Origin of the sequence: Virgibacillus oceani (assembly GCF_041521345.1) — a bacterium.
Taxonomy (GTDB): Bacteria; Bacillota; Bacilli; order Bacillales; family Amphibacillaceae; genus Virgibacillus_N; species Virgibacillus_N oceani_A.
On the sequence record NZ_JBGOHB010000030.1, the window covers coordinates 33,865 to 59,989 of the forward strand.

19 protein-coding genes, 3 pseudogenes and 1 riboswitch are annotated in these 26,125 nt (G+C 40.8%); of the genes and pseudogenes, 11 read left to right on the forward strand and 11 right to left on the reverse strand.

What is annotated here, in order from left to right; genetic code table 11:
* Nucleotides 1–206: 206 nt before the first annotated feature.
* The 4 genes from ACDX78_RS18445 (at nucleotide 207) to ACDX78_RS18460 (ending at nucleotide 6,016) form a co-directional block, all read left to right on the forward strand.
* Entirely contained in the window at nucleotides 207–845 is a 639-nt protein-coding gene (locus tag ACDX78_RS18445; protein ID WP_486029645.1) for a superoxide dismutase family protein, read from the forward strand.
* Between the two features lie 165 nt (nucleotides 846–1,010).
* Nucleotides 1,011–2,207 carry an MFS transporter gene (locus ACDX78_RS18450; protein ID WP_486029647.1) on the forward strand — a complete coding sequence of 399 codons (1,197 nt, stop codon included), beginning with the start codon at nucleotides 1,011–1,013 and terminating at the stop codon, nucleotides 2,205–2,207.
* A gap of 93 nt (nucleotides 2,208–2,300) precedes the next feature.
* Complete coding sequence (locus ACDX78_RS18455; protein ID WP_486029649.1) at nucleotides 2,301–5,468, forward strand: DEAD/DEAH box helicase; 3,168 nt, start codon at nucleotides 2,301–2,303, stop codon at nucleotides 5,466–5,468.
* Nucleotides 5,469–5,707: 239 nt separating this feature from the next.
* Nucleotides 5,708–6,016, forward strand: coding sequence for a hypothetical protein (locus ACDX78_RS18460; protein WP_486029651.1), 309 nt, complete (start codon nucleotides 5,708–5,710; stop codon nucleotides 6,014–6,016).
* A 148-nt stretch (nucleotides 6,017–6,164) separates the two neighbouring features.
* Here ACDX78_RS18460 and ACDX78_RS18465 read toward each other — a convergent pair whose 3' ends face one another.
* The gene (locus ACDX78_RS18465) at nucleotides 6,165–6,956 is read right to left on the reverse strand and encodes a serine hydrolase (protein ID WP_486029653.1); all 792 of its coding nucleotides are present in this window, start codon (nucleotides 6,954–6,956) and stop codon (nucleotides 6,165–6,167) included.
* 373 nt (nucleotides 6,957–7,329) lie between these two features.
* Here ACDX78_RS18465 and ACDX78_RS18470 point away from each other — a divergent pair.
* Nucleotides 7,330–8,085: pseudogene (locus tag ACDX78_RS18470) on the forward strand (AAA family ATPase).
* Nucleotides 8,086–8,150: 65 nt separating this feature from the next.
* On the opposite strand, the pseudogene ACDX78_RS18475 reads toward ACDX78_RS18470, so the two are convergent.
* From ACDX78_RS18475 to nikC, 9 genes and pseudogenes are all read right to left on the reverse strand, one after another.
* Nucleotides 8,151–8,483 (reverse strand): annotated as a pseudogene (locus tag ACDX78_RS18475) (dicarboxylate/amino acid:cation symporter); the annotation flags it as partial.
* 175 nt (nucleotides 8,484–8,658) lie between these two features.
* Complete coding sequence (locus ACDX78_RS18480; RefSeq protein ID WP_486029655.1) at nucleotides 8,659–9,762, reverse strand: methionine biosynthesis PLP-dependent protein; 1,104 nt, start codon at nucleotides 9,760–9,762, stop codon at nucleotides 8,659–8,661.
* 368 nt (nucleotides 9,763–10,130) lie between these two features.
* Nucleotides 10,131–11,180, reverse strand: a complete 1,050-nt coding sequence (locus ACDX78_RS18485; RefSeq protein WP_486029657.1) for a homocysteine S-methyltransferase family protein — start codon at nucleotides 11,178–11,180, stop codon at nucleotides 10,131–10,133.
* 155 nt (nucleotides 11,181–11,335) lie between these two features.
* A riboswitch (SAM riboswitch) is annotated at nucleotides 11,336–11,436 on the reverse strand.
* Between the two features lie 534 nt (nucleotides 11,437–11,970).
* Nucleotides 11,971–12,168: an IS200/IS605 family transposase gene (gene tnpA / locus ACDX78_RS18490; protein ID WP_486029679.1), complete on the reverse strand. Its 198-nt coding sequence runs from the start codon at nucleotides 12,166–12,168 to the stop codon at nucleotides 11,971–11,973.
* A gap of 193 nt (nucleotides 12,169–12,361) precedes the next feature.
* A pseudogene (locus tag ACDX78_RS18495) lies at nucleotides 12,362–12,496 on the reverse strand (hypothetical protein); the annotation flags it as partial.
* A gap of 137 nt (nucleotides 12,497–12,633) precedes the next feature.
* Nucleotides 12,634–13,644 carry an ABC transporter ATP-binding protein gene (locus tag ACDX78_RS18500; RefSeq protein WP_486029659.1) on the reverse strand — a complete coding sequence of 337 codons (1,011 nt, stop codon included), beginning with the start codon at nucleotides 13,642–13,644 and terminating at the stop codon, nucleotides 12,634–12,636.
* Nucleotides 13,616–14,659 carry an ABC transporter ATP-binding protein gene (locus ACDX78_RS18505; RefSeq protein ID WP_486029661.1) on the reverse strand — a complete coding sequence of 348 codons (1,044 nt, stop codon included), beginning with the start codon at nucleotides 14,657–14,659 and terminating at the stop codon, nucleotides 13,616–13,618. Before ACDX78_RS18505 ends, ACDX78_RS18500 begins: the two co-directional genes overlap by 29 nt.
* A 162-nt stretch (nucleotides 14,660–14,821) precedes the next feature.
* Nucleotides 14,822–15,778: an ABC transporter permease gene (locus tag ACDX78_RS18510; RefSeq protein WP_486029663.1), complete on the reverse strand. Its 957-nt coding sequence runs from the start codon at nucleotides 15,776–15,778 to the stop codon at nucleotides 14,822–14,824.
* Nucleotides 15,779–15,795: 17 nt separating this feature from the next.
* Nucleotides 15,796–16,698, reverse strand: a complete 903-nt coding sequence (gene nikC, locus ACDX78_RS18515; RefSeq protein WP_486029665.1) for a nickel transporter permease — start codon at nucleotides 16,696–16,698, stop codon at nucleotides 15,796–15,798.
* 432 nt (nucleotides 16,699–17,130) lie between these two features.
* Between nikC and ACDX78_RS18520 the strand changes: the two genes are divergently transcribed.
* From ACDX78_RS18520 to ACDX78_RS18535, 4 genes are all read left to right on the forward strand, one after another.
* Entirely contained in the window at nucleotides 17,131–18,789 is a 1,659-nt protein-coding gene (locus ACDX78_RS18520) for a glutathione ABC transporter substrate-binding protein (RefSeq protein WP_486029667.1), read from the forward strand.
* A 538-nt stretch (nucleotides 18,790–19,327) separates the two neighbouring features.
* The gene (locus ACDX78_RS18525; protein WP_486029669.1) at nucleotides 19,328–20,350 is read left to right on the forward strand and encodes a TAXI family TRAP transporter solute-binding subunit; all 1,023 of its coding nucleotides are present in this window, start codon (nucleotides 19,328–19,330) and stop codon (nucleotides 20,348–20,350) included.
* Between the two features lie 750 nt (nucleotides 20,351–21,100).
* Complete coding sequence (locus ACDX78_RS18530) at nucleotides 21,101–21,280, forward strand: hypothetical protein (RefSeq protein ID WP_486029671.1); 180 nt, start codon at nucleotides 21,101–21,103, stop codon at nucleotides 21,278–21,280.
* A gap of 64 nt (nucleotides 21,281–21,344) precedes the next feature.
* Complete coding sequence (locus ACDX78_RS18535) at nucleotides 21,345–21,614, forward strand: hypothetical protein (RefSeq protein ID WP_486029672.1); 270 nt, start codon at nucleotides 21,345–21,347, stop codon at nucleotides 21,612–21,614.
* A gap of 209 nt (nucleotides 21,615–21,823) precedes the next feature.
* Here ACDX78_RS18535 and ACDX78_RS18540 read toward each other — a convergent pair whose 3' ends face one another.
* Nucleotides 21,824–22,462, reverse strand: a complete 639-nt coding sequence (locus ACDX78_RS18540; RefSeq protein ID WP_486029674.1) for a recombinase family protein — start codon at nucleotides 22,460–22,462, stop codon at nucleotides 21,824–21,826.
* Between the two features lie 330 nt (nucleotides 22,463–22,792).
* Between ACDX78_RS18540 and ACDX78_RS18545 the strand changes: the two genes are divergently transcribed.
* Complete coding sequence (locus tag ACDX78_RS18545) at nucleotides 22,793–25,051, forward strand: ATP-binding cassette domain-containing protein (RefSeq protein ID WP_486029675.1); 2,259 nt, start codon at nucleotides 22,793–22,795, stop codon at nucleotides 25,049–25,051.
* Between the two features lie 18 nt (nucleotides 25,052–25,069).
* A complete protein-coding gene (locus tag ACDX78_RS18550; RefSeq protein WP_486029676.1) occupies nucleotides 25,070–25,717 on the forward strand; it encodes a helix-turn-helix transcriptional regulator in 648 nt (215 codons plus the stop codon).
* Nucleotides 25,718–26,125: the final 408 nt, after the last annotated feature.

Consider the following 26,125-nt stretch of genomic DNA (forward strand, 5'->3'; position numbering starts at 1 on the left):
TATTTTATTCTAGGTAAGAAGGTACTTATTAAAAATCATCGAATCATGCTTCCTGTGGTTCCTTATCTTGAGCGTACAGTATATAGAAATACCTTTAAAATCTACTTTTTATCCAATAGACTCTCCTGTCATTCTCTAGGAACAGGTTTAATTATTTCCATAATCGTGAAAAATGGGTAATAACCTGCAGGGAAGGAGTGAATGTTATGAAAAAATGGATCTTAGTTGTATTTGCAATTTTTTTAATAGCTGTACTGGCGGCTTGTGGAGCAAATGATGAGGAAGGTGATAATATAGATGAAAGTCGGGAGACAGAAGAAGATACCACCGACGATAATGGTGCTAATGAAGAAGATAACGCGAATGAAGAAGCACCAGACAATGCTGCAGCAGAAGAGGAAGTGCTTGTATCCATGGAGGATGCTGAAGGAAATGTTGTAGCTACAGCCACGCTCACAGAAGGAGATTCCGGGGTAAATATTTCGCTGGAAGCTGAAAATCTTCCGCCTGGCACAAAGGGCTTCCATATTCATGAAAATGCTGAATGCGAAGCACCTGATTTTGAATCAGCGGGTGGCCATTACAATCCTACCGATGCAAATCACGGATTTGATGACCCGGATGGGCCGCATGCTGGTGACCTGCCAAATATTGAAGTGCAGGATGATGGAACAGCAAACGAGGAAGTCACTGCTGACATGGTAACCTTGGATAAAGAAGGGGAAAATTCCCTTTATGCAGACGGTGGGACAGCTTTAGTCATTCATTCGGATGAAGATGACTATGTATCACAGCCTGCAGGAGATGCCGGTGACCGCATTGCCTGTGGCGTAATTAGCGAATAAATAAACAGCAGCCCGGTCAGTGTGGGGAATCCCGGGCTTATTAAAATTCCGGAGAATCACAAACTCAAAAAATTAAAACACTTAAACAATACAAGCACCTCCATTTCACTTCCCATCACATTCATGTATAATATACTTCGAGTGACGAAGAAAGGGATGCTTAATTTGAGTACAGAAGCAAATAATACTGCAACACAGCCTGATAAAATTTGGACCCGGGATTTCGTGTTCATTTGTCTGGCGAATTTTTTTGTGTTTTTGGGTTTTCAAATGACATTGCCGACGATTCCATTGTTTGTAAAAGAGCTTGGAGCAACGGATCAGTTTGTTGGCGTGATTGTCGGGATTTTTACCTTTTCTGCACTGCTATTACGTCCATATGCAGGTCATGCACTGGAATCTAAAGGCAGGCAGTTTGTCTATATGTTTGGTCTGGCCGTATTTGTTCTATCCGTAGGCTCTTTTGCATTTATTACCAGTATTGCTATGTTGATCATGATGCGCATTGTTCAAGGTATTGGCTGGGGGTTCTCCACGACGGCAGGAGGTACGATTGCCACCGATTTGATCCCGCCAAAACGCCGCGGGGAAGGTATGGGTTATTTTGGTTTATCGGGCAACCTCGCCTTGGCATTAGGGCCGTCCCTTGGGCTAACCCTTGTCGGAGTTATTTCCTTCACCCAGTTATTTCTTATTTGTGCTGCGTGTGGACTCATTGCCTTTATATTATCTAGTAAAGTCCGCTATAAAAAAGTAGTCCAGCCTGAACATAAAACAGCAACAGTAAGGTTTGACATCTTTGAAAAAACAGCGATACAGCCGTCTTTGCTGCTGTTTTTTATTACATTTACTTTTGGCGGAATTGCAACTTTCCTTCCGCTGCATGCGCTGGAACAGGAAGTGGCCGGCATTGAAACCTACTTTTTGGTGTATGCATTATTTTTAATGATTTCCAGAACATTTGCTGGGCGAATTTATGATAAAAAAGGGCATATCTATGTGTTTCTTCCAGGAACCATCCTTATTTTTTCAGCTATGCTTTTACTGGCCTGGCTGCCGAATCTAACTGTATTGCTGATAGCTGCTGGCCTATACGGCTTAGGTTTCGGTTCCGTGCAACCGGCACTGCAGGCGTGGGCGGTGGATAAGGCACCTGGTAATCGAAAAGGTATGGCCAACGCTACTTTCTTCTCCTTTTTCGACTTGGGAATTGGTATGGGCGCAATCATATTTGGTCAGCTTGCCTTTATGTTTAATTACGCGATTATTTACATCGTTTCCGCAGGTTCCGTTACGTTATCTATGATCGTGTACATATACTTGCTGATGAAAGCGTCCGGAAAAAAAGCTGCTCAGCGTTAAATGCCAGCTTCCGTGCTGACAGTTAGTTTAAATAGTGTCTGTTATAGGTTACAATAGAGGAATAATGAAAAATTAAAGGTAGGTATTATCATTTTGAAAAATCTTGCTGATATCAATATTTCCCGGTTATTTCCATCTGTTATATATAGACGGGGAATGGCGTACTACCAACAAAATAAAGTTAGTGATATTTCTTTTGATATGAATAATAATCTGTGGACAGCTATGGTTCATGGCTCGCAAGGCTATTTTGTCGAGTTAAACATGGATAGCTTTGAGAAAGGCTATATTGGTACATATTGTGAATGCCCGGCTTATGAATCTTATGGTTCATGCAAGCATATTGCTGCTGTACTGATCAGTATTGCAAACAATAAGACGGCAAGAAATCCTTCTTTTTCCGTATTTGATTATCAGACGACAAACCGGTTTATGCGGGCATTAAGTGATGCACAGTCCACAACGGGTGGAAATGAAATAACGGCAAAGACACCACTTAAAATAGAATACTATTGCAAATGGAATTACAGTAAACAGCTCACCATCGAATTAAAGGCGGGGGAGAAGCGCTGTTTTGTTGTGAAAAATGCACACGAATTTATTGAAAATGTTATGCAGGGAAGAGAACAGCCTTTCACAAAAACCTTCACATACAATCCGGAAATCCATTATCTATCACAGGAGGATCTCCTCATATTTGAACAACTGTATTCCATCTTAAAAAATGAGCAAATCTATACAGACCTTTCATTCTATCATTATCAGGGTGGTTCAAATAACAAACGTGCAGTTACCATTCCTCCGCTGGCAGCAAAACCACTGCTTGAAAAACTTGTAGAGCGGGATTTCACGGTGGAATCGGGAAATAAAAGCTATCAGCCTATTTATATAGAAAAAGAAAGACTTCCATTTAATTTCAATCTATCCAAAAATGACAAGGAAGAGCTAGTGTTGAAAATGGAAGAAATGCCAGGTGTAGTTTATTTTGATAAATACGATCTATTATTTTTCAATAGTACATTCTATTTTCCGGCAAAAGAACAAATTCCTATTCTTGATCAAATATCCGGTTTCGGAACAGATCTTTCCCTGCCAATTGAAAAAAACCAGGCAGATACATTTCTATCAGAAGCCCTGCCGACACTGAAAAAGATTGGGGAAGTCCAGGTGGCAGAAGCTGTCGCCGAAGAAATTATCCAGCTGCCACTTAGGGCAAAGCTATTTTTGGAGCTGAAAGAAGACTGGATTACCGGCCAACTTGAATACCATTACGGCAGTCATCACATTGATCCTTTCAACGGACGCGAAGAGCATGATGCATTTATTATTCGCGATGTAGAAAAAGAGCAACTGATTATGCAGCTGATCGAGTACGCCAATTTTCGCTATAACGGAAAAGAACTGTATATCGAAGCGTATGAAGATGACGATATATATAACTTTTTATACCATATATTGCCACAGCTGGATGAGGAAGTGGAATTGTTTTTAACCTCGGAAGTCCGGAATTTCATTATGGAAACAGAACCGAAGCCAAATACAAGTGTCAGTCTCGAGTCTTCGGCCAATTTACTGGAAATAGGTTTCAGCATTGATGGTGTAAATGACGAGGAAGTGAGCCGGATTTTGGATGCCATCATTGAAAAGAAACGCTATTACCGGCTGGAAAGCGGGGCAATTATGTCTCTGGAAGGGGAAGCATTTTCTTCCATGAGGCGGCTTTTCGATGATATGGAAATCGACAAACAAGACGTGCAAGATGGCAACGTCGCTGTTCCGGTTTTCCGCGGCACCCAGGTAGATGAATTAATTGAGACGAACAAAAATTACGATCCGGCTTTCCAGAAGCTGCTGCATCAATTAAAATCACCGGAAGAGCAGATCTACCCATTGCCGGAAAATTTACAGGCAAACTTAAGAAATTACCAGCATACAGGCTATCAATGGTTTAAATCGCTTAGTCATTATCATTTGGGCGGCATATTAGCAGATGATATGGGACTTGGAAAAACGCTGCAAAGCATCGCTTACATGGCATCTGAACCAGGGGAACAGCCACATCTCATTGTAGCTCCGTCTTCTGTTGTTTACAATTGGAAAAATGAATGTGAAAAATTCTCCCCGGATTTAAAAACAGCTGTTTTGACTGGATCACCGGCGGAGCGGCATAAAAAAATGGAAACATCTCATGATTCGGATGTATGGATTACGTCCTATGCTACACTCAGACAGGATGTGGAGCTCTACAAGGAATTAACTTTTAAAACGATGATTTTGGATGAAGCGCAATATATTAAAAACTATGCGACGAAAACGTCCAAGGCGATCCGGCAAATGAATGCAGGGAGAAGGTTTGCGTTAAGCGGCACGCCAATTGAAAATTCGATTGATGAACTATGGGCGATTTTCCAGGTCATCCTGCCGGGTTTACTTCCAAATCAGCGGAATTTCAAGCAGTTGTCCCATGAAAAAATCGCAGCGATGACAAGACCGTTTATTTTACGGCGTCTGAAACAGGATGTGTTAAAAGAGCTGCCGGAGAAAATAGAATCTGTGCATGTTTCGGAACTAACCAAGGAGCAGAAGGATTTGTATATTGGTTACCACCGTAAGCTGCAGGTAGAAGCAGCGGCCACGATGAAAGAAAGCGGCTTTCAGCAAAACCGGATGAAAATACTTGCTGGGCTAACACGACTGCGGCAAATCTGCTGTCATCCTTCCTTATTTATTGAAAACTATGAAGGGCAGTCAGGGAAACTGGAGCAGTTGATGGAGACAGTCCGGACTGCGGTGGAAAACGGAAAGCGCATGCTGATTTTTTCCCAGTTTACAAGTATGCATGAAATTATCATGGAGAAGTTGAAGCAAGAGGGAATTACCTATTTTTATTTGCATGGTCAGACCCCGTCCAAAGAACGCGTTAAAATGAGCGAACGGTTTAATAACGGGGAAAAGGAAGTGTTTCTCATTTCCCTGAAAGCAGGCGGAACAGGCCTGAACCTCACCGGGGCAGATACTGTCATATTATATGATTTATGGTGGAATCCAGCTGTTGAGGACCAAGCAACAGGAAGGGCACACCGTTTTGGACAAAAAAACGTCGTCCAGGTGATCCGCCTGATTACAGAAGGAACCATTGAAGAAAAAATTTATGTACTGCAGCAAAAAAAACGCGAACTTATTGACCAGGTCATCCAGCCAGGCGAGACCATGCTCTCCAGCCTGAGCGAAGAAGACGTACGAGAGCTATTAAATATTTGAAGTGAGACATTGGGGCGGTTCTTCTGGGACTGCGGTACAGTTCCTCGTCCCACCGTAAAAATTTGGGAATGCGGTACAGTTCCTCGTCCCACCGTAAAAATTTGGGACTGCGCTAAATGCGCGCCCCAACGTAATGATCTGTTGCATTGTTACAGGAGAAACCGTCCTTTTTGTTTGCGAGTTTCTTGAATGGGAATAATAGTTATAAAATAACATGAAGAAAGGAATATTTTCCTTATATGAAAAACATTCAAGCTTATTTCAAGTCGGAAAATGATGCAGAGGGGGCAAAGGCGAAGCTGGAGAAACTCCGCATTGCTGAATTACTAGTAGACGAATTTCCCGAGACAGATAATAAAACGGTCTTTGTTCCGTTATTTACGATGGGGTCCACGACAGCAAGCACTGGAATTATCGCAGAAGGTATGCACATGGACCGGGAAGAAGGCAATATCACACACTTTCTTGAAGGAAAAGTGAATGAAGCGGATTACGAAGAAGCTATGCAAATTTTGCAGGATGGGAATGGTCTGAAAAAATTAGAATAGGCGGGGCAGTTACGCTGCCCTTCCGTATGGAGTCCCCCCCCCGGGGACCTAGGGCTGCGCTGAATGCTCGCCCCGTCTCTAAAACCTGTCCCATGTCGCTATAGTTTCTTCGGTTTTCACCGCAAGTATGGTTATTCTTCTCCGACAATCATTTATTTTTTATGTAAGCTATGAGTAACTGTCCCATGTTGGATATAAGTCTCTGTCCTTCTGCATTTGGATACATATCCTCGCATAATACTGCAGCATAGAGGGTTCGCCCCTTCGCTTCCATGATAGCAGCGTCATGCTCAACACCTTCCAATTCACCAGTTTTATGATAGAATTTGATTCCATCCTTTTCTTCTCCATATAAGGGTAATTTATGTGTAAACTGCTGATTACCAAGTATATCAAGCATTTGCAGTTGACTCTGGCGGCTAAAAAAATCATTATTTTCATTTATACGTTTCAGCAATAGCACCATATCTTTGGCACTCGTATAATTATCCAGCCCGGCAGATTGTGCATCCTTATCCATCAGCATTCTTTCAATCAATGTATCCGTGCATCCGATAGAATGAGTCAATGCGTTCACCTTATCTATATCCAGTTTGTCCAGCAGCACATTCGTAGCTGTATTATCAGAAACGATAATCATGAGTTCCAGCATATTTTGTATACTGCCTATATGCCCGTTAGTTAGATAACTGATCACCCCACTGCCGCTGACGCTCATTTTTTTATCAATATAAACCAATGTATCCGGGTGGATTTCTCTATTTTCTACCTGTCTATAACCTTCCATAAGAATGGGCACTTTAATGAGACTGGCAGCTCTTCTTCTTTTTGTTTCATTTATTGCGATGCTGCCTTCCTCTGTTTCAATATAAATGGAAAATTTATCGGACACGGCTTCTATTTCCTGTGAAATCTGTTTTTTTAATTCGGAAAAAATCATCATGTCACCCCTTTTCATAGCATGTTGAAGTAGCAAGAAATACTAATTGATATAACAGTAATAAGTTTTCATAACATTGTCAATATGGAAACAGCAAATTTATTTATGTTTGAATGGTAAATCATAGACACAGGACTTAAATCAATACACCTAAAATTATTCTCAACACAAGGAAAACCCCTATTTTTTATTAAAAAGAGCTACCTTAGCATATCCCGCTGCAGGGTTTGAAACATATAGTCCCTTGGAAATTTCAAATTAAAAATGGTAAATATAAAAACTTTTTTCATGGATGAAAAAAATGAGATGCAGCAAAAACGGTGTATAATAAAATCATCTTAAGTGAGATTTGCGAGTAATGGAGGACATGTATATGAAATTAAGTCAGGCCACACAGTACATTAAAAGTGCGGAATTAAAAAGGGATGAAGTGCCTTCGTTTAAGGAGTTTCCGTTTCAATTGCCGGTCGTGCGTAACTTACGCAAACTGCAATTTCATCCGAATGTTACGTATATCATCGGGGAGAATGGCATGGGGAAATCAACATTATTGGAAGGGATCGCAGGGGCGCTTGGATTTAACTCGGAAGGTGGGACGCGTAATTTCCATTTTTTCAGCTATGATTCCCATTCAGATTTGGATCAATATTTACGAATTGCCAAAGGGGTGCACAAGCCAAAAGATAACTTCTTCTTCCGGGCTGAGTCTTTTTATAATGTGGCGACCAATATTGAAGAGTTGGATAATGAAGGTGGGCCAGGTGAACGGATCATTGACGCTTTCGGGCACTTCTTTGCATGAACAATCGCATGGGGAGGCCTTTTTCGCAGCCTTTATCCACCGGTTCCGCGGGAATGGAATTTATATCCTGGATGAACCGGAATCTGCATTGTCCCCGCTCAGACAGATGTTCATGCTGAGCCGAATTCATGAGTTGGTACATCAGGGGGCGCAATTTATCATTTCTACTCATGCTCCGATTCTTATGGCATATCCGGAAGCTAAATTGGTCGAATTAACCGAAGAGGGATGCAGGAGACGAAACTGGAAGATACGAGCCACTATAAAGTAATGGCGCAGTTTTTTGAAAATAAGGAGCGGATGCTGCATCATTTGTTGGATGATTAACAGGTTGTGGACGAAGAGGGATAAGATGGGCCAAGCCAAGGTACTTGACCCACAAATACAATTCCTCACCCTTCATTAACTTTTGATCCACGCCGGTTTTCCCATTGCTGCAGCAAGCTGGCATTCGCCGTATTCCCAATCACATTCAATAAGGTTCGGAATCCTTCCGTTACCCGGTCAATGCCGGCAACGATGGCAATTCCTTCTAAAGGCAGGTTTGCCGCGGAAAGTACCGTGGTCATCATAATAATCCCTGCGCCAGGCACACCGGCTGTGCTAAACGAGACGAGCCATGCGCTCAAGAATACTGCGAGAATGAGTTCGATCGTGATATCCACGCCAAACAATTGCGCAACAAAAATCGCGTTAAATCCTTGTACAATCCCGGCTCCATTTCTTTTGTGGACAGTACATGTAAATAGGCACCGATAAGCTCCGTGATTTCCTCATTTATTACATTGGTACCCTTTATGTTCTGTTGGTTATTTTGGAATAAATTTCCTCGGAAATGCCTTCCCATATCTGCTTCATAATCCTTATCTAATCGATTACTGCACATACAATGGTGTCCCTTTATTTTAATACTGTAAACACTTGTTTTAAATCTGCGATAAGATCTTCTGCCTCTTCAACCCCAACGGAAAATCGCAATAATCGGTCATCAATTCCTCTAAGTGTGCGCTCTTCAACGGGGATGTCGGCATGGGTCTGTGTAGCAGGGTACGTGATAAAACTTTCCACACCACCGAGACTTTCGGCAAAAGCAATCAGTTGCAGATTTTCCAGGAAAGCTTCAATCCATCTGCTTTCTTGCAGGCGAAATGAAAGCATGCCGCCTGCCCCGGGATATATGACATCGGTAACTGCAGGTTCACTTTTCAAATACGTAATAATTTCTTTTGCATTTTCTTCATGACGTTTCATCCGTAAAGCGAGTGTTTTTAACCCCCTGATTAACAGCCAGGAATCAAAAGCAGACAATACCGCACCGGAGGCATTATGGTTGGTTTCCAGTTTTTCACAAATTTCCTCTCCCTTGGCAACGACCAACCCGGCCAGTACATCGTTGTGCCCGCCGATGTATTTCGTAGCACTGTGGATGACGATGTCAGCCCCGGTTTCCAGTGGACGCTGCAGGTAAGGGGTATAAAAAGTATTGTCAACAATAAGCAATATGCCATATTTACGGGCAAGTGCCGCGTACGTTTGAATGTCAATCTCCTGCATCAATGGATTTGTCGGTGTTTCAATAAGTAATGCTTTTGTACGCTGTGTGATCAGTTTCTCTGTTTCATGGACATCATGAAATGCTGTGTAGGTTGTTTTTATGTCATAGACATCCGTATAATGCTGCAGCAGCCGGTAGGTTCCCCCGTAAATATCTTCTGGAACAATGAGTTCATCCCCCGTCCGGAAAAGGGAAAGGACGAGCTGGATGGCTGCCATCCCGGAGCTGCAGGCATACCCACCATCCCCGGATTCCAACTGTGCTACTCCTTCTTCTAAAATTGTTCGTGTCGGGTTTTTTGTACGAGTGTAATCATAACCTGTGGACTTTCCAAGACCTTCATGGTGATATGCCGTCGATAAAAAAATGGGTGGATTTACGGCCCCGGTCTTTTTATCATGACGATTCCCGAGCTGTACAAGAAGCGTTTCTATATTTTTCTTCATCATGTTATCTATCCCTTTCCTGTAAAATAAGCAATATAAAAAGGATCATCCCCTGAAAGAAGAAGGTCCGGAATAACGGAAACGGATTCTTTTATCTTCAGGGAATTATTTATAGGAATGAGCATCTTTGGCTAAAACAAGTTTGAATGAAACTTCACCCAAATCTTTAAAAGGTATATCATGTACTTTCAATGAAAGAACATTTTAGATGAGTTTATACTGGACCTTTATAAATATGTTCATGTCTTATCACAGCTCTAAACTTTTACGGTGGGGACAGCATACAGCAAAGTCCCGGATCAATGCGATGGTACGAGCATTCAGCGTACTCCCTTGGACCTCCCCAGACTGGCACCTGCGCCTATTAACAATCAGGCTTTCAACCGGTAGTTCACATTATGATCTTTCAGCGTTTTATCTTTTCCGAACAGGAAATGTTTCTCCATATCAGGAGAGTATTTTGAATTTATCGCTTCAACACCTGCCGCTTCAGCTACGGCACGCAGCATTGCCGGTGATGCCCCGCAGCATAAGCCGATATAATTTATGCCGATATCTTTTGCTTCTTTTGCCCATGCCGCCAGTTCATAGCGGTTATGGTAGAGCGGATCCAGTGCAGTCGGAAAGGTAGTTTCCAATGGCAAATGGCAGCTGCATCCTCCGTCAGGCAAATTAAAGAAGGTCGGATTTTTTTCGGTTGTTCGGTAAGGGATAGGTAATCCGCCAACATATCCGTCTACCTCGTTGCGTATTTTAGCAAGATATGGCTGCATCGTGTCCGGGCCTCGGAAACAATTCATCCCGACGACCAATGCTCCCTTTTCTGATAGAATTTTACAGGATTCCTCGACAGTGTAGCCGTCCCGCAAAATATTTTCCCCCATCAATCCCAGTGTAATGACGGCAGGCAGGTCCTGCTTAAGAATCTCCTCGAGTGCAATGACTGCTTCTTCATGATAGTAAAATGTTTCGCCATTAATGAAGTCGACGCCCTCTTCCTTGCACCACTTTGTCATTTCAGCAAACATGCTTCTTACCTGCTCTTTGGACGCTGCATCTTCCGGGTCAAAGAGATTCGTGTTGGAAATATTTCCGCCAACCAGTGCTTCCTCGACGGGGTGTTCTTTCGCCACTTCTTTCGCCAGTCGAATGGCATTGCGATTAAGTGGTTCCAGCAAGTCTTCTTTTCCGATAATACGCATCTTTTCCCGGTGTGCATTATATGTAAATGCCAGTACAATATCCGAGCCTGCATTCATGTAATCCCGATATGTCTGTTTAAGTGCTTCGGGGTTATCCAGTGCTACTTCAGGAACAAAGGAACCGGCTTGTAAGTACCCCCTTCGCTCCAATTCAAATAAATACCCTTCCCCTGCAATCACTGTTCCTTCTTTGAGACGTTCTTCTAAACTTCGCTTCATTGTTTTTTTCCTCCCTGTTAATTTACATCCTGTAAGTATTTTTTTGATTGTTTCCCATACACCATGTTTATCGATTGCATTTTCGCTAATGGATCAATAATAAAACCCCCTTCTTAAAAATAAGAAGAGGGTTAGACACTGTTGGCTCATTGCTCTTCTTATCTGCATGCATTCGCATCTGGAATTGGCACAGTACTTAAAAAAGTCCGCTGCCGAGGCTTCGAAGGGCCAGTCCCTCCACCTCTCTGGATAAGAAAACTTGCTTATTCAATTTATGATTAATAATTACTCTACAACGGTTGTTAAGGAAAGTCAAGGAGAATTTTAAGATAATAATTAAGGTCAGAATTAAAGTGCCATTTTAGCAGTTTCAGCAATCTGGGTTACATGTTCAATGATGTCTCTATCTCATGAATGATGTTAGTGTAATATTTTTTCTTGTTTCATAGCAGATTAAATATACTATTTAAAATAAGGAGATGCTTTCCGTTGTAATTTTGATCAAAGGTGTTAAACAGGATTTGAACCTGAAACTCCCAGCTTACCATGGGGATATCAGTGATATTTGTGATTTAAACCCAGGTAAATCAACACTATCAAAACATATAAAATAATGAAGTCGTCACTAAATGGAGAACAGTTACATTCTGTGAGAAAACACAACGCTTGGAAAACTACCAAGCGTTTTCGTTATCTTGTTAATACCGATTGTTCAACAATCTCGCCCGATTGAACAAAAAGTTAGCGATGCATTGCCTTTCAAAATCTATGATTTAGTGGGGGTTAGTCGCTAAGGTCTTCGTTCTCCCTGCTGCTCAATATATCTTTTTATGACATCGACAGTTGCCCCTCCAGTCGATAAAATCATATAACTCCTGCTCCAAAAAACTGACTTCCAATAATAGTTTTTTAAGTGATTTGCAAATTCTTTACGAATATATCTGGATGTGACCGTTTTAAAACTATTTATGGTGTTCGCCAAATTTATTTGCGGAGGAACATTGTCCTAAATGTAAAAAGGAAACTTTAATAAGTGTAAATTCATTACAAATAACAATCGGCTAATGTTTTATAAGAAGAAAAGATCTACGAAAATTCATATTATCTTGGTTGTATAGGAAAGAATCAGTTGTCTTTGTTGGATGAAGGAAAAGCAGCGGCTTATAAAAAAACCGTTGCTTTCATTTTTTAACTATATCATTTTCATTTGAGTGTTCTTCTTCCAGCATAGCTACGCGATGATCAATGTATGTTTCGCACCATTTCCGTAATTGAAACAGGATAGGTTTTAAACTGATTCCGAATACCGATAATTCATATTCTACATGAAGGAGTTCCTACTAAACCTGGAGCCACCATATTACAAATTTTAGTCATCCCGTGAATATCCACTTCATCCAATCCACTAATAAAAAAGAGCACTCCAATTCGGAGTACTCTCATAAAAAATCAGTTATCTTGTCGGCTGATGTTCACCGGACTCGATCTCTTCCATATAGTGGCATGCCGCCTGATGGCCGCCATACATAGAGTCGGTCGTTCTAAGCTTCGGTGTTTCCTTCATGCATAATTCTGTCGCAAACGGACAACGCGTGTGGAAGCGGCATCCTGTCGGCGGGTCAATTGGTGAAGGGACATCACCTTTTAGTATAATACGTTCTCTTTTTTCTGTGGAAATTGCTGATGGAATTGCTGATAACAATGCTTTTGTATAAGGATGCTGTGGATTCTTAAACAAGGATTTTTTATCTGCAATCTCTACAATTTTACCTAAATACATTACGATGATCCGGTCCGAAATATGACGGACAACCCCAAGATCGTGGGAAATGAACAAATACGTTAAACTGAATTCGCGCTGCAATTTTTTCAGCAGGTTAATCACCTGTGCCTGTATGGAAACATCCAGTGCAGAGACAGCTTCATCAGCAATAATTAATTCTGGGTCAACAGCGAGTGCACGAGCAATCCCCACGCGTTGACGCTGCCCTCCACTGAATTCATGCGGCATACGGTGCATTTGGTGTGCACCAAGGCCAACTGTTTCCAATAGTTCCTTTATCCGTTCTTCTCGTTGATCTTTTGGTACGGCATTTTGTATTTGCATTGCTTCATTTAAAATTTGATAAACGGAATGCCGCGGATTCAAGGATGCATATGGATCCTGGAAAATAACTTGCATGTCTTTTCGTATTTTATTCATTTGCTTTTTATTATAGGAAAGAAGGTCTTCTCCTTTAAATTCAACTTGACCGCCTGTAGGTTCATCGAGCCTCAGAATTGCTCTTCCGGTAGTTGATTTACCACAACCGGATTCACCTACAATACTGAGGGTTTCTCCTTCTTGAATATTGAAAGTGACGCCATCTACTGCTTTTACATGATTCACTGTCCGTCCGAAAAACCCACCTTTTATCGGGAAATGCTGTTCAAGGTCATTTACTTTTAATAACTCTTTGGTCACTTACATTCACCTCCGGATCTCCATCCCATTCATCTGAGTAAATCCAGCAACGGATTTGGTTTCCATGTTCATCAGTTTCAAGGTCAGGTAAATTGTTTCTGCAAAGATCAGTTGCAAACGGGCACCTCGGTGCAAAACGGCATCCTGTCGGCATTTCATCCGGACTCGGTACCACACCTTTGATGACAGGAAGATCTCCTTCGATGTCATCATCAGATGGCGGGATGGAATTCATTAAACCAACCGTATATGGATGCTGTGGATTATTGAAAATTGTTTTAACATCTGCATATTCAACAATTTTCCCGGCATACATGACAGCTACATAATCACATGTTTCCGCAACTACACCAAGGTCATGGGTAATCAATAAAATTCCCATCCCTAACCTATCCTGCAAATCATTCATTAAGTCCAGAATTTGTGCCTGTATTGTTACATCAAGTGCCGTAGTTGGTTCGTCGGCAATGAGCAATTCCGGGTCACAAGCAAGTGCCATGGCAATCATGACACGCTGTCTCATCCCGCCGGACAATTCATGCGGATACTGATCGATTCGTTTTTCCGGTGAAGGGATTCCTACAAGCTTCAACATTTCTATCGAGCGCTGTCTTGCTTCCTTTTTGCCAAGCCCCTGATGCACTTTGTATGCTTCATTTATTTGCTGTCCTACCGTAAACGTCGGGTTAAGGGAAGTCATTGGCTCCTGAAAAATCATGGAGATTTCATTGCCGCGCACCTTACGCATCTGTGCTTCTGATTTTTCGAGAAGGTTTTCTCCCTTAAATTTAATTTCTCCAGCTTTAATCTTTCCAGGGTCTTCAATTAATTGGAGAATGGAAAGGGCAGTAATACTTTTCCCTGAACCTGATTCTCCAACAACACCCAGCGTTTTCCCTCTAGGCAATGCATAAGTTACCCCGTCTACTGCTTTAACTTCCAGGTCTTTTGTGTAGAAGGAAGTACGCAATTCATTTATTTCTAAAATATTTTCATATGAATTAGGTGTACTCAATTTTTTCACCTTCCTAATAATCTATTTAAGAGGTTGTTCAAAAGTACGGTGAAAATGACGCGGAAGCGAATTCAGAACAGTTTTCCTTGTGCTTAAAACTGCGCCGCCTCGAACTTTTTGGGTCCTTTTCATCCTTCTAATGAACCTGTATATTAATATCTACTAGTCTAAGTCAATACGCTTGTTTAAGAATCGATAAGCTATGTCAACAAACATGTTTACCAATACGAACAATAAAGCTGCAACGAGGATTGTTCCTTGAACAATTGGGAAGTCCCTAGCCTGAATGGAATCAATGATTAATTTACCCATTCCGTTGATTGCAAATACAGTCTCTGTCAGTACTGTACCACCTAAAAGGGCGCCAAACTGAAGGCCAACAACAGTTACTACAGGAATTAACGCATTTTTTAATGCGTGACGATAAATAACAACTCGTTCTTTTACCCCTTTAGCTCTCGCCGTACGGATATAATCTTGATTAATGACTTCAAGCATACTGGAACGTGTCATACGGGCAATGATAGCAGCCCCACTGGTTCCAAGTGTAATAACAGGTAAAATAACCTGTGAAAATTCGCCCCAGCCGGATGGTTTTAACCAGGCTGTATTCTCTACAAATGGAATCCAGCTCGGCAAATCTGTGCCAATCGCAAACCACTGAATCAGCATAAGACCCAGCCAAAAATTGGGCATGGATACACCGAACAAGGCGATAATCATTAAAGAAGTATCAGCAAAAGAATATTGACGTGTAGCAGAGACAATTCCTGCAATTAAGCCCATAAATATACTTAAAATCGTACTGTATACGGCAAGCTCGACCGTGACCCAAAATCGTCCGCCTATTTCATCGGTGACTGCCCGCCCGCTTCGGATGGAGCTTCCCAGGTCTCCTTGTACGGCATTGGAGATATAATTAAAATATTGAGTATGAAGGGGATCATTCAATCCCAGTCGTTCTCTCATATTTTCTACCTGTTCCTCCGGTGCACTTTCCCCGGACATAATTACAGCGGGGTCACCAGGAATCAAATGCATTAAACTGAATACAAGTATCGAAACACCGATTAGAACCGGTATTGTCTGAAGAAGTCTTCTTACTATAAATTTAAACATAATGGTTGCACCCCTTTCTACTCTTTCATTTTCGGATCAAGTGCATCTCTTAATCCATCACCAAAAATATTAAATGCCAGCACGACTAAAACGATCATTACACCAGGGAAAAATGCAACATGCCAGGCATTGTACATGTAATTCCGTCCGTCGGAAAGCATGGCGCCCCACTCTGGCATTGGCGGCTGTGCCCCCAGTCCCAGGAAGGATAGTCCGGCAGCAGTTAGTACCGTAGTAGCGATACTCAATGTTGCCTGTACAATAATAGGAGAAGCAATATTTGGCAAAATATGTTTAAAAAGGATACGAACATCACTCGACCCTAGTGCTTTCATCGCATCAATGTATTCGAGTTTTCTGACAGAAAGTGTAGAACCGCGTACAATTCTTGCAAAAACAGGTATGGAGAAAATAGCAACTGCAATTATAACGTTATTTAAACTAGGACCTAGTACACTAACAATGGCGAGTGCTAATAGAATACCAGGAAAAGCGAGTAGCACATCCATGATTCTCATAATAAGTGTATCAGTTTTTCCCCCGTAATAACCGGAAATCATCCCGAGAACAACGCCTAAAGTACCACCCATGGCTACTGCTGAAAATCCTATATACAGTGTAATCGACATACCATGGATAATCCTGCTGAATATATCCCGCCCATGGTGATCAGTACCAAACCAGTGATCCGCGGAAGGTGACTGTAATTTATTCATAACATCAGGTGTTTCCGGCTGATATGGTGTGAAATAAGGCCCAATGAATGCCACAACAATAAAAAACAAAATCATGAGGCCGCCAATCAAAGCTGCTTTATTTTTTCTGAGTTTATTAAAAGCAATATTAGCATTCTTAAACCGTGGATTCGGTGGTTTTACAGCTGTCCGAGGATTATCAATCGTTTGCATTTCTTCGCTCATAGCTTGCTTACTTCCTTTCCTATAAAATTCTTGTTTAGATAGTGATAAGTAATAATGATAGTTATTATATCATGACAAGGGTATATTACAATATAGAAATTTTTACAAGCTGGTATGACATAAATCATATTATAAAGAGGAAAATAGGCTGAAATAACCATTGAAAGCATTAGTTTATAGCCATTTATTGGTATGTTTTAAATAACACTTTTACAGGTGAAAAAAGTCCTGTCTGCGGAAAAAAGAAAAGAATACGAAAAAAGAAAAATAAAAGAAAAATAGATGCATATGTTATAGAAATAATGATTTTTCTGGCAATACTAAAATTTAAAATATATACTTGTTTTTTTGAAAAAAATAGGGTATATTTAATTTTAAGTTCTGATCTTTTATCAGGATAATCTAAACTACATAAAATGGGGGTAACAATTAATGAGAATGTCGAAAAAGGCAATCCTTTTACTGGCGTTTGCATTACTGCTTAGTGTGTTTCTCGCTGCATGCGCAAGTGAGCCTGATGATGATGGCGGCACAGATGACGCAGATACTGGCGAAGAAGCAACAGATGATGACGCTGCAGACGATGCAGGTGACGATGCAACTGAAGATGGCGATGGACAGGGCGGCGACCTTGTGATTGCAAAATCTGCCGATATGGTAGCTTTTGATCCGGCCGGTTCAAACGATGTACCATCTAGTGACGTGCAGGAGAATGTTTTTGAGAGGTTAACGATACAGGATGCAGATATGGAAGTTCAGCCAAGCCTTGCAGAGAGCTGGGAACAGGTTGAAGATGATGTGTGGGAATTCACACTTCGTGAAGACGTAACATTCCATGACGGTTCTGATTTTAATGCAGAGGTTGTAAAAGCAAACATTGATCGTGTGCTTGATCCGGATGTAGCTTCACAACGTGCTTTTCTATATGAAATGGTAACAGAAGTGGAAGTAGTGGATGATTATACTGTACGCTTTCATACCGAGTATCCATTTGCTCCACTCCCGGCACACCTTGCGCACAGTGGTGGCGGTATGGTAGCTTTGGAACAAATTGAAGCTGATTATGAAGCAATGGAAAATGGAGAAGAACCGGGAAGTGTCATTAACGAAAATCCTGTTGGAACCGGTTATTTTGAATTTGATGAGTGGCAGCCTGGTGAATTTGTCCGCCTTGTAAGAAATGAAGACTACTGGGACGACAATGCACTGCTTGACTCTGTAACATTCAAAGTTGTTGGTGAAGACTTAACCCGTGTGGCTGAAGTAACAACAGGGGACTCCCATATGGCATACCCGTTAAGTCCTTCTGATATTCCGCAAATTGAGGGTACGGAAGACGTTAGTGTGCTTCAACAGCCAAGTGTAAGTCTTTCCTATATCGGGTTTAACATGGAAAAGGAACCATTTGATGATCCTTTGGTACGTCAGGCAATCAATATGGCGATTGACAAAAGCCAGATAATTGATGGAATTTATGACGGTATTGGTATTCCGGCTATAGGTCCAATTCCGCCTGATGTATTTGGATATGATGACAGTGTATCTGGATTGGAGTTTGATCTGGAAGAAGCGCAAAACCTGCTTGCAGAAGCGGGATATGAAGATGGCTTTTCCACTACCATCTGGACAAATGACAGCCGTGAGCGAATTGACGCAGCGACAAACGTTCAGGCACAGCTTGGGGAAATCGGTATTGATGTGGAAGTAGAAGTGCTTGAGTGGGGTGCTTACCTGGAACAGACGGCAAACGGGGAGCATGATATGTTTGTGCTTGGCTGGTCTACAGTTACAGGGGATGCGGACTATGCACTATATGCACTGTTCCACTCCAATAATATAGGTGAACCAGGAAACCGTTCATTCATCAGTGATGATGAGCTGGATGAACTGCTTGATGAAGGTCGTCGTGAAGGTGACACGGAAGCACGTCAGGAGATCTATACAGCTGCCCAGGAGAGGTTAACTGAACTGGCTCCAATGCTTTATCTGCATCATCAAGAGTATGTGTTTAGCGTGCGTGATGAAGTACAAGGATTGGAAGTACTGCCAACCCAAATCCTCATGCTAAAAGACGTATATATCGAAGAGTAAAGTATAAAACAGTCCTTCCTCTATAGGGAGGGCTGTTTTTTAATGAAATACATGAAGAGCCTTTTTATGTCACTTTCCCCACAAATCGAATAAACACCAAAATAATAGGAATGAAATGCTCCCTTGAGTAATAATTTATAACGATAGTGGATTCTACTGTTTGATATCTTCCACCGGTAAAAATCGCCAAGCTAATTTAACAGGCAGAAAATGAGGAGGCTGCTATGACATCATTTTTCGGCTCCATATTAAGGTAGACCCTGTTCATTAGGCGGAAATGACGACGAGCTGGTGACGTCTGTTTTAAATGTTGGAGGTGTGTTATCATCCATACAGGATCTATGCGTGAAACCAAGGGACGGTTCTTCTGTTTCGTTAATCAACATTTTCAATAATTATATAAATAAGGATCCGTCTCGCTGTTTGATTATTTAGATTGATAGTTTTATAAATGTAAGCGTTTCATGTATTTAATTGACAATCTATTGAAGTTGAAGGTAAAATGTTATTACTAAAGATACAAAAGGGGGATTTTAGTATGAAAAAGAAGAATTTAGTACTACTCGCCATGTTATTAGTGCTTGCACTATTCTTAGCAGCATGTGGTGGCGGGGATGACGCAGATGATGGTGGTACTGACACGGATGACGGAGGTACCGAAACTGACGATGGGGAAGCTGCTGAAGGAGATACACCTGAATTTCTAAGTCTGTTAACTGGTGGAACAAGTGGCACATATTACCCACTTGGCGGAGAAATGGCATCGAACATCTCTGATGCTACAGGAATTTCAACTGACGCGCTTTCCTCAAACGCATCAGCAGATAACATAGTTGACCTGCAGCAAGGTGAAGCAGAACTGGCAATGGTTCAAACAGATACGATGGCTCAGGCTGTGGAAGGTATAGCTGGGTTTGAAGGTGAACCGGTAGATAATGTATTGGCAATCGGATCGTTATATCCGGAAACCGTTCAAATTGTTACTACGGAAGACTCTGACATTGAGTCCATCGAAGACTTGGAAGGCAGAACCGTTTCTGTTGGAGCACCAGGTTCTGGTACATTTTTTAATGCCGAACAGATCCTTGAAATACATGGGCTGACAATGGATGATATTGACGCGCAAAACCTCGACTTCGGTGAGTCCACTGGCGGGATTCAGGATGGAAATATTGATGCGGCTATCATTACTGGGGGGACACCAACAGGTGCTGTTGAAGAACTAACAGCAACAGTCGGTGTAAAAGTTCTACCTGTAGAGCAGGATAAGATCGAAGAGTTAGTTGAAGCGTATCCTTTCTATGCTGAAAACACCATTGAAGCAGGAACTTATGGACTTGAAGAGGAAGTAACAACAGTTGCAGTACTTGCCATGATAGCTGTAGCAGATAATTTGTCTGATGATGTTGTTTATGATATTACACAGGCTATTTATGAAAATGCGGAATCAATGGCGCATGACAGAGCTTCAGATATCACATTGGATTCTGCCCTTGACGGTGTTGGAATTGACCTTCACCCTGGAGCGGAAAGTTACTTTGAAGATCAAGGCGTGAACTAAAAAGTTTACATGCAGTATGGATGAAAATGGCCGGCAGTTGATCCTGTAATCGGGAGAGGGCTGCCGGATCATTTGTTTGAGTGATCTGTCATTCAATTACAACGTGCCAAGGATATTACATACTTAATACTATTTATTTATGTAAAAACATTTTTGCAAAAAGAAAAGGTGAAACATTTCAACTGAATATGTGAATTTAATACTTACAATTACCTGAAGGTTCCAAATAGTATATATTATGATAGGCTTTACCAAGCGTATCAGATTTTTGGTGGGTTAAACCAAACATGGTGCTACGCACAATAAAATTAAAACTTTTAATCATTATCCTTCTTATGGCAGTGTTGCTGTTACTTGTCATTTTTATAACCATTCTATTCGCTACGCTCAAGGTACAAAACGATATGAATATATTTGTGCTTTGCGCTTTTTTATATTTTAGAGTTATAGGGGTGATCAGTTAAACGGACAGGTCTGGTCGGTCTTCCAAAGGATCAGATGACAAACCGGTTGGAAGTATTGAAGAAATCCATTTATTGCTGTCGACGATTTTGGCCATCGTCTGGCTATTGTTCGAAGGGTTTAGAATTGAAAGAACAGCACTTTATGGAATAGGAATCACGAACTTATCAGCATGTTCCGAAAAGATACAAGAATTACACCTAGCAAATTTATCGTTGCACTTACTTCCGGTGCCAGGACAGCACTTGATGTAGCACGGCTACACTGTGCCGGTTCATTGTAGGGGGTGTGACCAGAACAGGCTTAGATTTAAAGTTAAGAAACACCTTGGTGAATATAGCTAGTACGATTGCGATGAATGCTGAAACGCAATTATTGCTGACACTATTCTTTTCGATGATTGCGTTCATTATTATAGGGATGGGATCACCAGCGGCAGCATACTATATTATCACCCTGGTTCCGTAATAGGAAATCTAAATATCACCCATAAACCCAGATACAACATCTAACCCATGGGGCTCGATATTACTTGACGAATCTGCTGAACTTATTGCCTAGTTCTCATTTATTGATGCCCATCACGCTGAAAAATAATGTACAATGCACGCCATTAGATGTGGATGTATCTCCTTTTGATAATTCTAACACCAAAAAAGATGGCGTATCAAGGACGTATAAAAAGTTTGATGGCAATTCCACTATCTTTGCCTATTTGGGTAAAGAAGGGTTTGGGGTGAATGTAGAACTTCGTGATGGCAGGACACATTTCAAGGCATTACCCCAAAATCGTAATAATTAAAAAATATGCCAAAAAAATGACGGACCAACTACTTTTAGATGTCTCGACTTAGGGAATGACAGTTTTGATAATATCAATGTTTGTCAAACTGCATCCACAAGTGCCGATTTCATTATTAAGGGTAAAGGTAGCATCCATCGATTTAGCCGCCATTTCCCCCTGACGTCATTATTACAATCATGTCCTCGGAGGAAAAACATTTTGGTAAGCTACATAATTTTTACTCCTTCATATTCCTTCATGGTTTTATAAAACGTATTTTTCTTGAGTTCTAACATCTCCATAAAAATGACTCCTGTTATGTCACCGTTTCTCCACTTTGAATGATTTTCTTCTATTATTTGACGCTGTTTTTTACTCAGGATGGAAAGATTGATTTGAGGACGCCCCAAATGTCTCCCTTGAGATTTTGCTACCTCGATACCTTCCGCTTGTCGCTGGCGAATTTTTTTCCGTTCATGATCCGCAACATACGAAAGCAAAGATAAAAATTGGTCTTCCATTAAACGTCCCATATCGCCCATTTCACGGAACTTGCGACTGTCAAATAAGGTTTCGTTCTCAAGTACGACGATGTCCGCTTTTAATTCTCTTGTTATGTACTTCCATTCAGTAATGACCTCATCGTAGTTACGCTCCATGCGATCAAGGGCATCTAAATAAACAATGTCTCCTTCACTGAGAATCTTACGCAGTATTTGGTATTGTGGGCGTTCAAATTTTTTTCGGCTTGCTCGATCAACAAAAATGCGGCGTGCCTCTACGCCCTTCTCCATCATTTTGTGTAACTGACGCTGTTCATTCTGATCTTTGGAACTTACCCGTATGTATCCATAAGTGGCTGCCATTTTCATTTCCCCCTTTTTTACTACTAAATTATAAAACTTTTGTTTGTACAAGGTAAATAAAGTAGACAAACGTTTATAAATTTTATTAACCACGTTTACAAACTTGATCTATCACGGTTTTATAATTGTGCTTTCTCCATCCTTAAAGGTATACCTTTATAAACTTCCAGAACCAGGGAGTATCCAGACTTTAAAATAAAGTTGTCGGCAAGATGACTTAGAACTGTTGAAAAGATTTTATATATTTTTCTTACCCTGACATACAGTTGACAGGGTAATTGCTTATAATGGAATTGAAGTAATGTCATTATATATACAGGGTGATTGATCATGGATGAAAATCAATATATTAAACTTACTGGTTTGAAAGAAAACAACCTAAAAAATGTGTCGCTCAATATCCCAAAGAAAAAAATTACTGTATTTACCGGGGTTTCTGGGTTTGGCAAATCATCTATTGTGTTCGACACAATCAGTAAAGAAGCTCAACGTCAACTGAATCAAACGTTTACGACCTTCATACAAAATCGGTTACCTAAGTATAGCCAACCGGATGCTGATTCAATTGAAAATCTTTCACCGGCTATGGTTATTGACCAAAAACGATTAGGAGGGAATGCTCGCTCAACGCTTGGAACGATTACTGATGTTTACTCTATGTTGAGACTTCTGTTTTCCAGGGTCGGAGAGCCTTTCGTAGGTTATTCCCATGTATTTTCCTTTAATGATCCACAGGGAATGTGCCCTAAATGTGAGGGTTTAGGGAAACAAATCAAACCTAACATAGATAAAATGTTTGATAAATCAAAGTCGCTAAATGAGGGGGCGATACAATTCCCTCTATTCGCAGTCAATAGCTTTTATTGGAAATCATATGTTTTATCCGGTCTTTTTGATAACGATAAGAAATTGGAAAACTACACGAAACAAGAAAGGAACCAATTGCTGTACGGGAAAAACATTAAAATTAAGTTACCCTCGAGCGCCGGAGATATCAATTCAGACTATGAAGGTGTTGTTGTCAAATTCAACAGACTTTATTTACAAAGGGATCTAAGTCAGCATTCCAAAAAAACACGAAATCACGTTGATAATTTCAGTATTTCGGGTTCCTGTTCCGCTTGTGATGGGACAAGATTAAATCCGAAAACATTAAGTTGCAAAATAAAATCCTATAATATTGCAGATCTTTCTGCGATGGAATTAGGTGATTTATTTCTTTTTTTAAAGCCCTTAATGAATTCAGTAACAAAACCAATTTTAGATGGGATGCTCGGAAGAATTTCGCAAATGATGGATATGGGTCTGGATTATTTAACATTAAACAGAGAAACGTCAACGCTCTCGGGTGGTGAATCCCAACGAATTAAAATGGTACGCCATTTAAGCAGTAATTTAACCGACATGATCTATATTTTTGACGAACCCAGTATCGGTTTGCATCCCCGTGATGTTGGGAATTTAAATCAAATGCTTAAAAAAATTCGTGATAAGGGAAATACAGTGATTGTTGTGGAGCATGATCGAGATGTAATCGAGGTTGCAGATCACATTATTGATGTTGGCCCTGAAGCAGGGATACAGGGTGGGGAAATTGTATATGAAGGTGATCTTTCAAGACTGATGCATTCAGGAACATTGACTGGTGAATATATGAAAGTTAAGCATTCGCTAAAGGAGCATGTACGTCAGCCTCAGGGTTATTTGGAAATCGAAAAAGCCACTTCCCATAATTTAAAAGGATTTGATGTAAGGTTTCCTAAGCATACGTTAACCGTTGTAACAGGGGTTGCTGGTTCCGGCAAAAGCAGTTTGGTACATGATGAGCTTGTTTCCCTCTTTAATAATATTATTGTGATTGATCAAAAGGCGATTAGTACGTCAAGAAGATCCAATCCGGCCACTTATACAGGAATTTTGGATCCAATTCGGACGTACTTTGCAAAAGCAAATCATGTCAGTAAATCTTTATTTAGTTTTAATTCAAAAGGAGCATGCCCAGAATGCGGAGGAAACGGGTTTGTCTATACGGATTTGGCTTTTCTGGAAGGTGTTCAAACAATATGCGAAACCTGCCAGGGTAAACGCTTTAAGGATGAGGTACTGCAACATACAATAGGTGAAAAAAATATCAAAGATATCTTGGATATGACGATTAAAGAGGCGCTTCAATTCTTTCGGCGAAAAGAAGTGGTCCCAACACTCCAAACATTATCTGACGTGGGGTTAGATTACATGACATTGGGGCAGCCTCTAAGCACTTTATCTGGTGGTGAATGCCAAAGAATTAAACTAGCCAGTGAATTGCATCAATACGGGAACATTTATGTGTTGGATGAACCGACAACAGGGCTTCACATGTCTGATATCGGTCACCTGTTATCCATTTTAAATCGCCTAGTTGATAACGGAAGCACAGTCATTGTTATTGAACACAATATGGACATCATGAAACAAGCAGACTGGATCATTGATCTGGGGCCAGAGGGTGGGAAAAATGGAGGAGAAATCATGTTTGAGGGCACGCCACATGATTTAGTGACAAAGAACAACTCCTTAACCGCACAATATCTGAAAAAAGACATGTAGGAAGGGAGGTTGCGAATCTTGAAAATTGATCGTTTGCTGGGAATCACTGTGCTGCTCATTCATAAAAAAAGAATGAAAGCAGTGGAATTATCTGATTACTTTGAGGTAGCAGAACGAACCATTTATAGAGACATGGAAACCCTCAACCGTGCAGGAATTCCGATCCTGTCTATTATGGGAAAAGAGGGTGGATACGAATTAATGCCCAGATTTCGATTGGATAAAAAGTATCTCACCTTAGACGATTTACTTTCTATACAGTGGGCACTTAAAAGTGTTCAACAGGTAATAGGGTTTGAGGAAATTCAAAATTTGGTTTCGAAAATCAATCGACTCATTGATCCGAGTGAAATGAAAGAGAAAAGCATCCAATTTGACATTTCATCTCCAACTATTCAAATGAAGCATATTCAAACGATCTATCATGCCATTCAAAATAACGAAGTTCTAAGAATTCGCTATGTAGATCATAAAGGAAATGAAACGGATCGATCCATTGAACCTATGGGAGTCTATTTAAAAGATCACTTCTGGTACACCTGGGCTTATTGTTTGTTACGAGATAAATTACGTGTATTTAAACTCACGCGTATCCGATGTGACAGCTCCACTGACTTTAAGCGGGGATGTGTCGATACGTTAGAAACCCCCACTTCAAATTTTTGAATAGAAAATTAAGTGGTGTGAATATTCATGATTACTATGGCATCTAAAATGATTTTTCATGCCGGCGGGTGGGTCTTGAAATTAACAAAGGTAACCCCTTAGCTATCAACATTTAGAAGGCTCTATAACACATTTTTATAAACTACTTAGAAACATCTCCAATCATTTGATAGAACAAGCTAAAACCAACCTTTGCCAGTAAATGTGTAGGTTTATTTGATATGCCTTCAAAAAGTGGAGATTTAGTCATTTACATCGATCGGCGGCTAAAATATAGAATATCTTAAATTGCAATAGTAAATGCAACACCCCCTGTGAAACCGCTATATAAGGTTTTTCTGTAATTTGTTGGTGTTGGGGCCTAGGCCCCAACACCAACAAATTTTGCGAACGCTTCGGCTGGGGTTT

Excerpts from the sequence above, each read along its gene's own strand:
- ACDX78_RS18460 (WP_486029651.1), top strand. The coding sequence starts at position 5,708 with ATGAAAAACATTCAAGCTTATTTCAAGTCGGAAAATGATGCAGAGGGG.
- ACDX78_RS18545 (WP_486029675.1), top strand. The coding sequence starts at position 22,793 with ATGGATGAAAATCAATATATTAAACTTACTGGTTTGAAAGAAAACAAC.
- nikC (WP_486029665.1), bottom strand. The coding sequence starts at position 16,698 with ATGAGCGAAGAAATGCAAACGATTGATAATCCTCGGACAGCTGTAAAA.
- ACDX78_RS18540 (WP_486029674.1), bottom strand. The coding sequence starts at position 22,462 with ATGGCAGCCACTTATGGATACATACGGGTAAGTTCCAAAGATCAGAAT.
- ACDX78_RS18520 (WP_486029667.1), top strand. The coding sequence starts at position 17,131 with ATGAGAATGTCGAAAAAGGCAATCCTTTTACTGGCGTTTGCATTACTG.
- ACDX78_RS18485 (WP_486029657.1), bottom strand. The coding sequence starts at position 11,180 with ATGAAGCGAAGTTTAGAAGAACGTCTCAAAGAAGGAACAGTGATTGCA.
- ACDX78_RS18445 (WP_486029645.1), top strand. The coding sequence starts at position 207 with ATGAAAAAATGGATCTTAGTTGTATTTGCAATTTTTTTAATAGCTGTA.
- ACDX78_RS18525 (WP_486029669.1), top strand. The coding sequence starts at position 19,328 with ATGAAAAAGAAGAATTTAGTACTACTCGCCATGTTATTAGTGCTTGCA.
- ACDX78_RS18465 (WP_486029653.1), bottom strand. The coding sequence starts at position 6,956 with ATGATTTTTTCCGAATTAAAAAAACAGATTTCACAGGAAATAGAAGCC.
- ACDX78_RS18510 (WP_486029663.1), bottom strand. The coding sequence starts at position 15,778 with ATGTTTAAATTTATAGTAAGAAGACTTCTTCAGACAATACCGGTTCTA.
- ACDX78_RS18480 (WP_486029655.1), bottom strand. The coding sequence starts at position 9,762 with ATGATGAAGAAAAATATAGAAACGCTTCTTGTACAGCTCGGGAATCGT.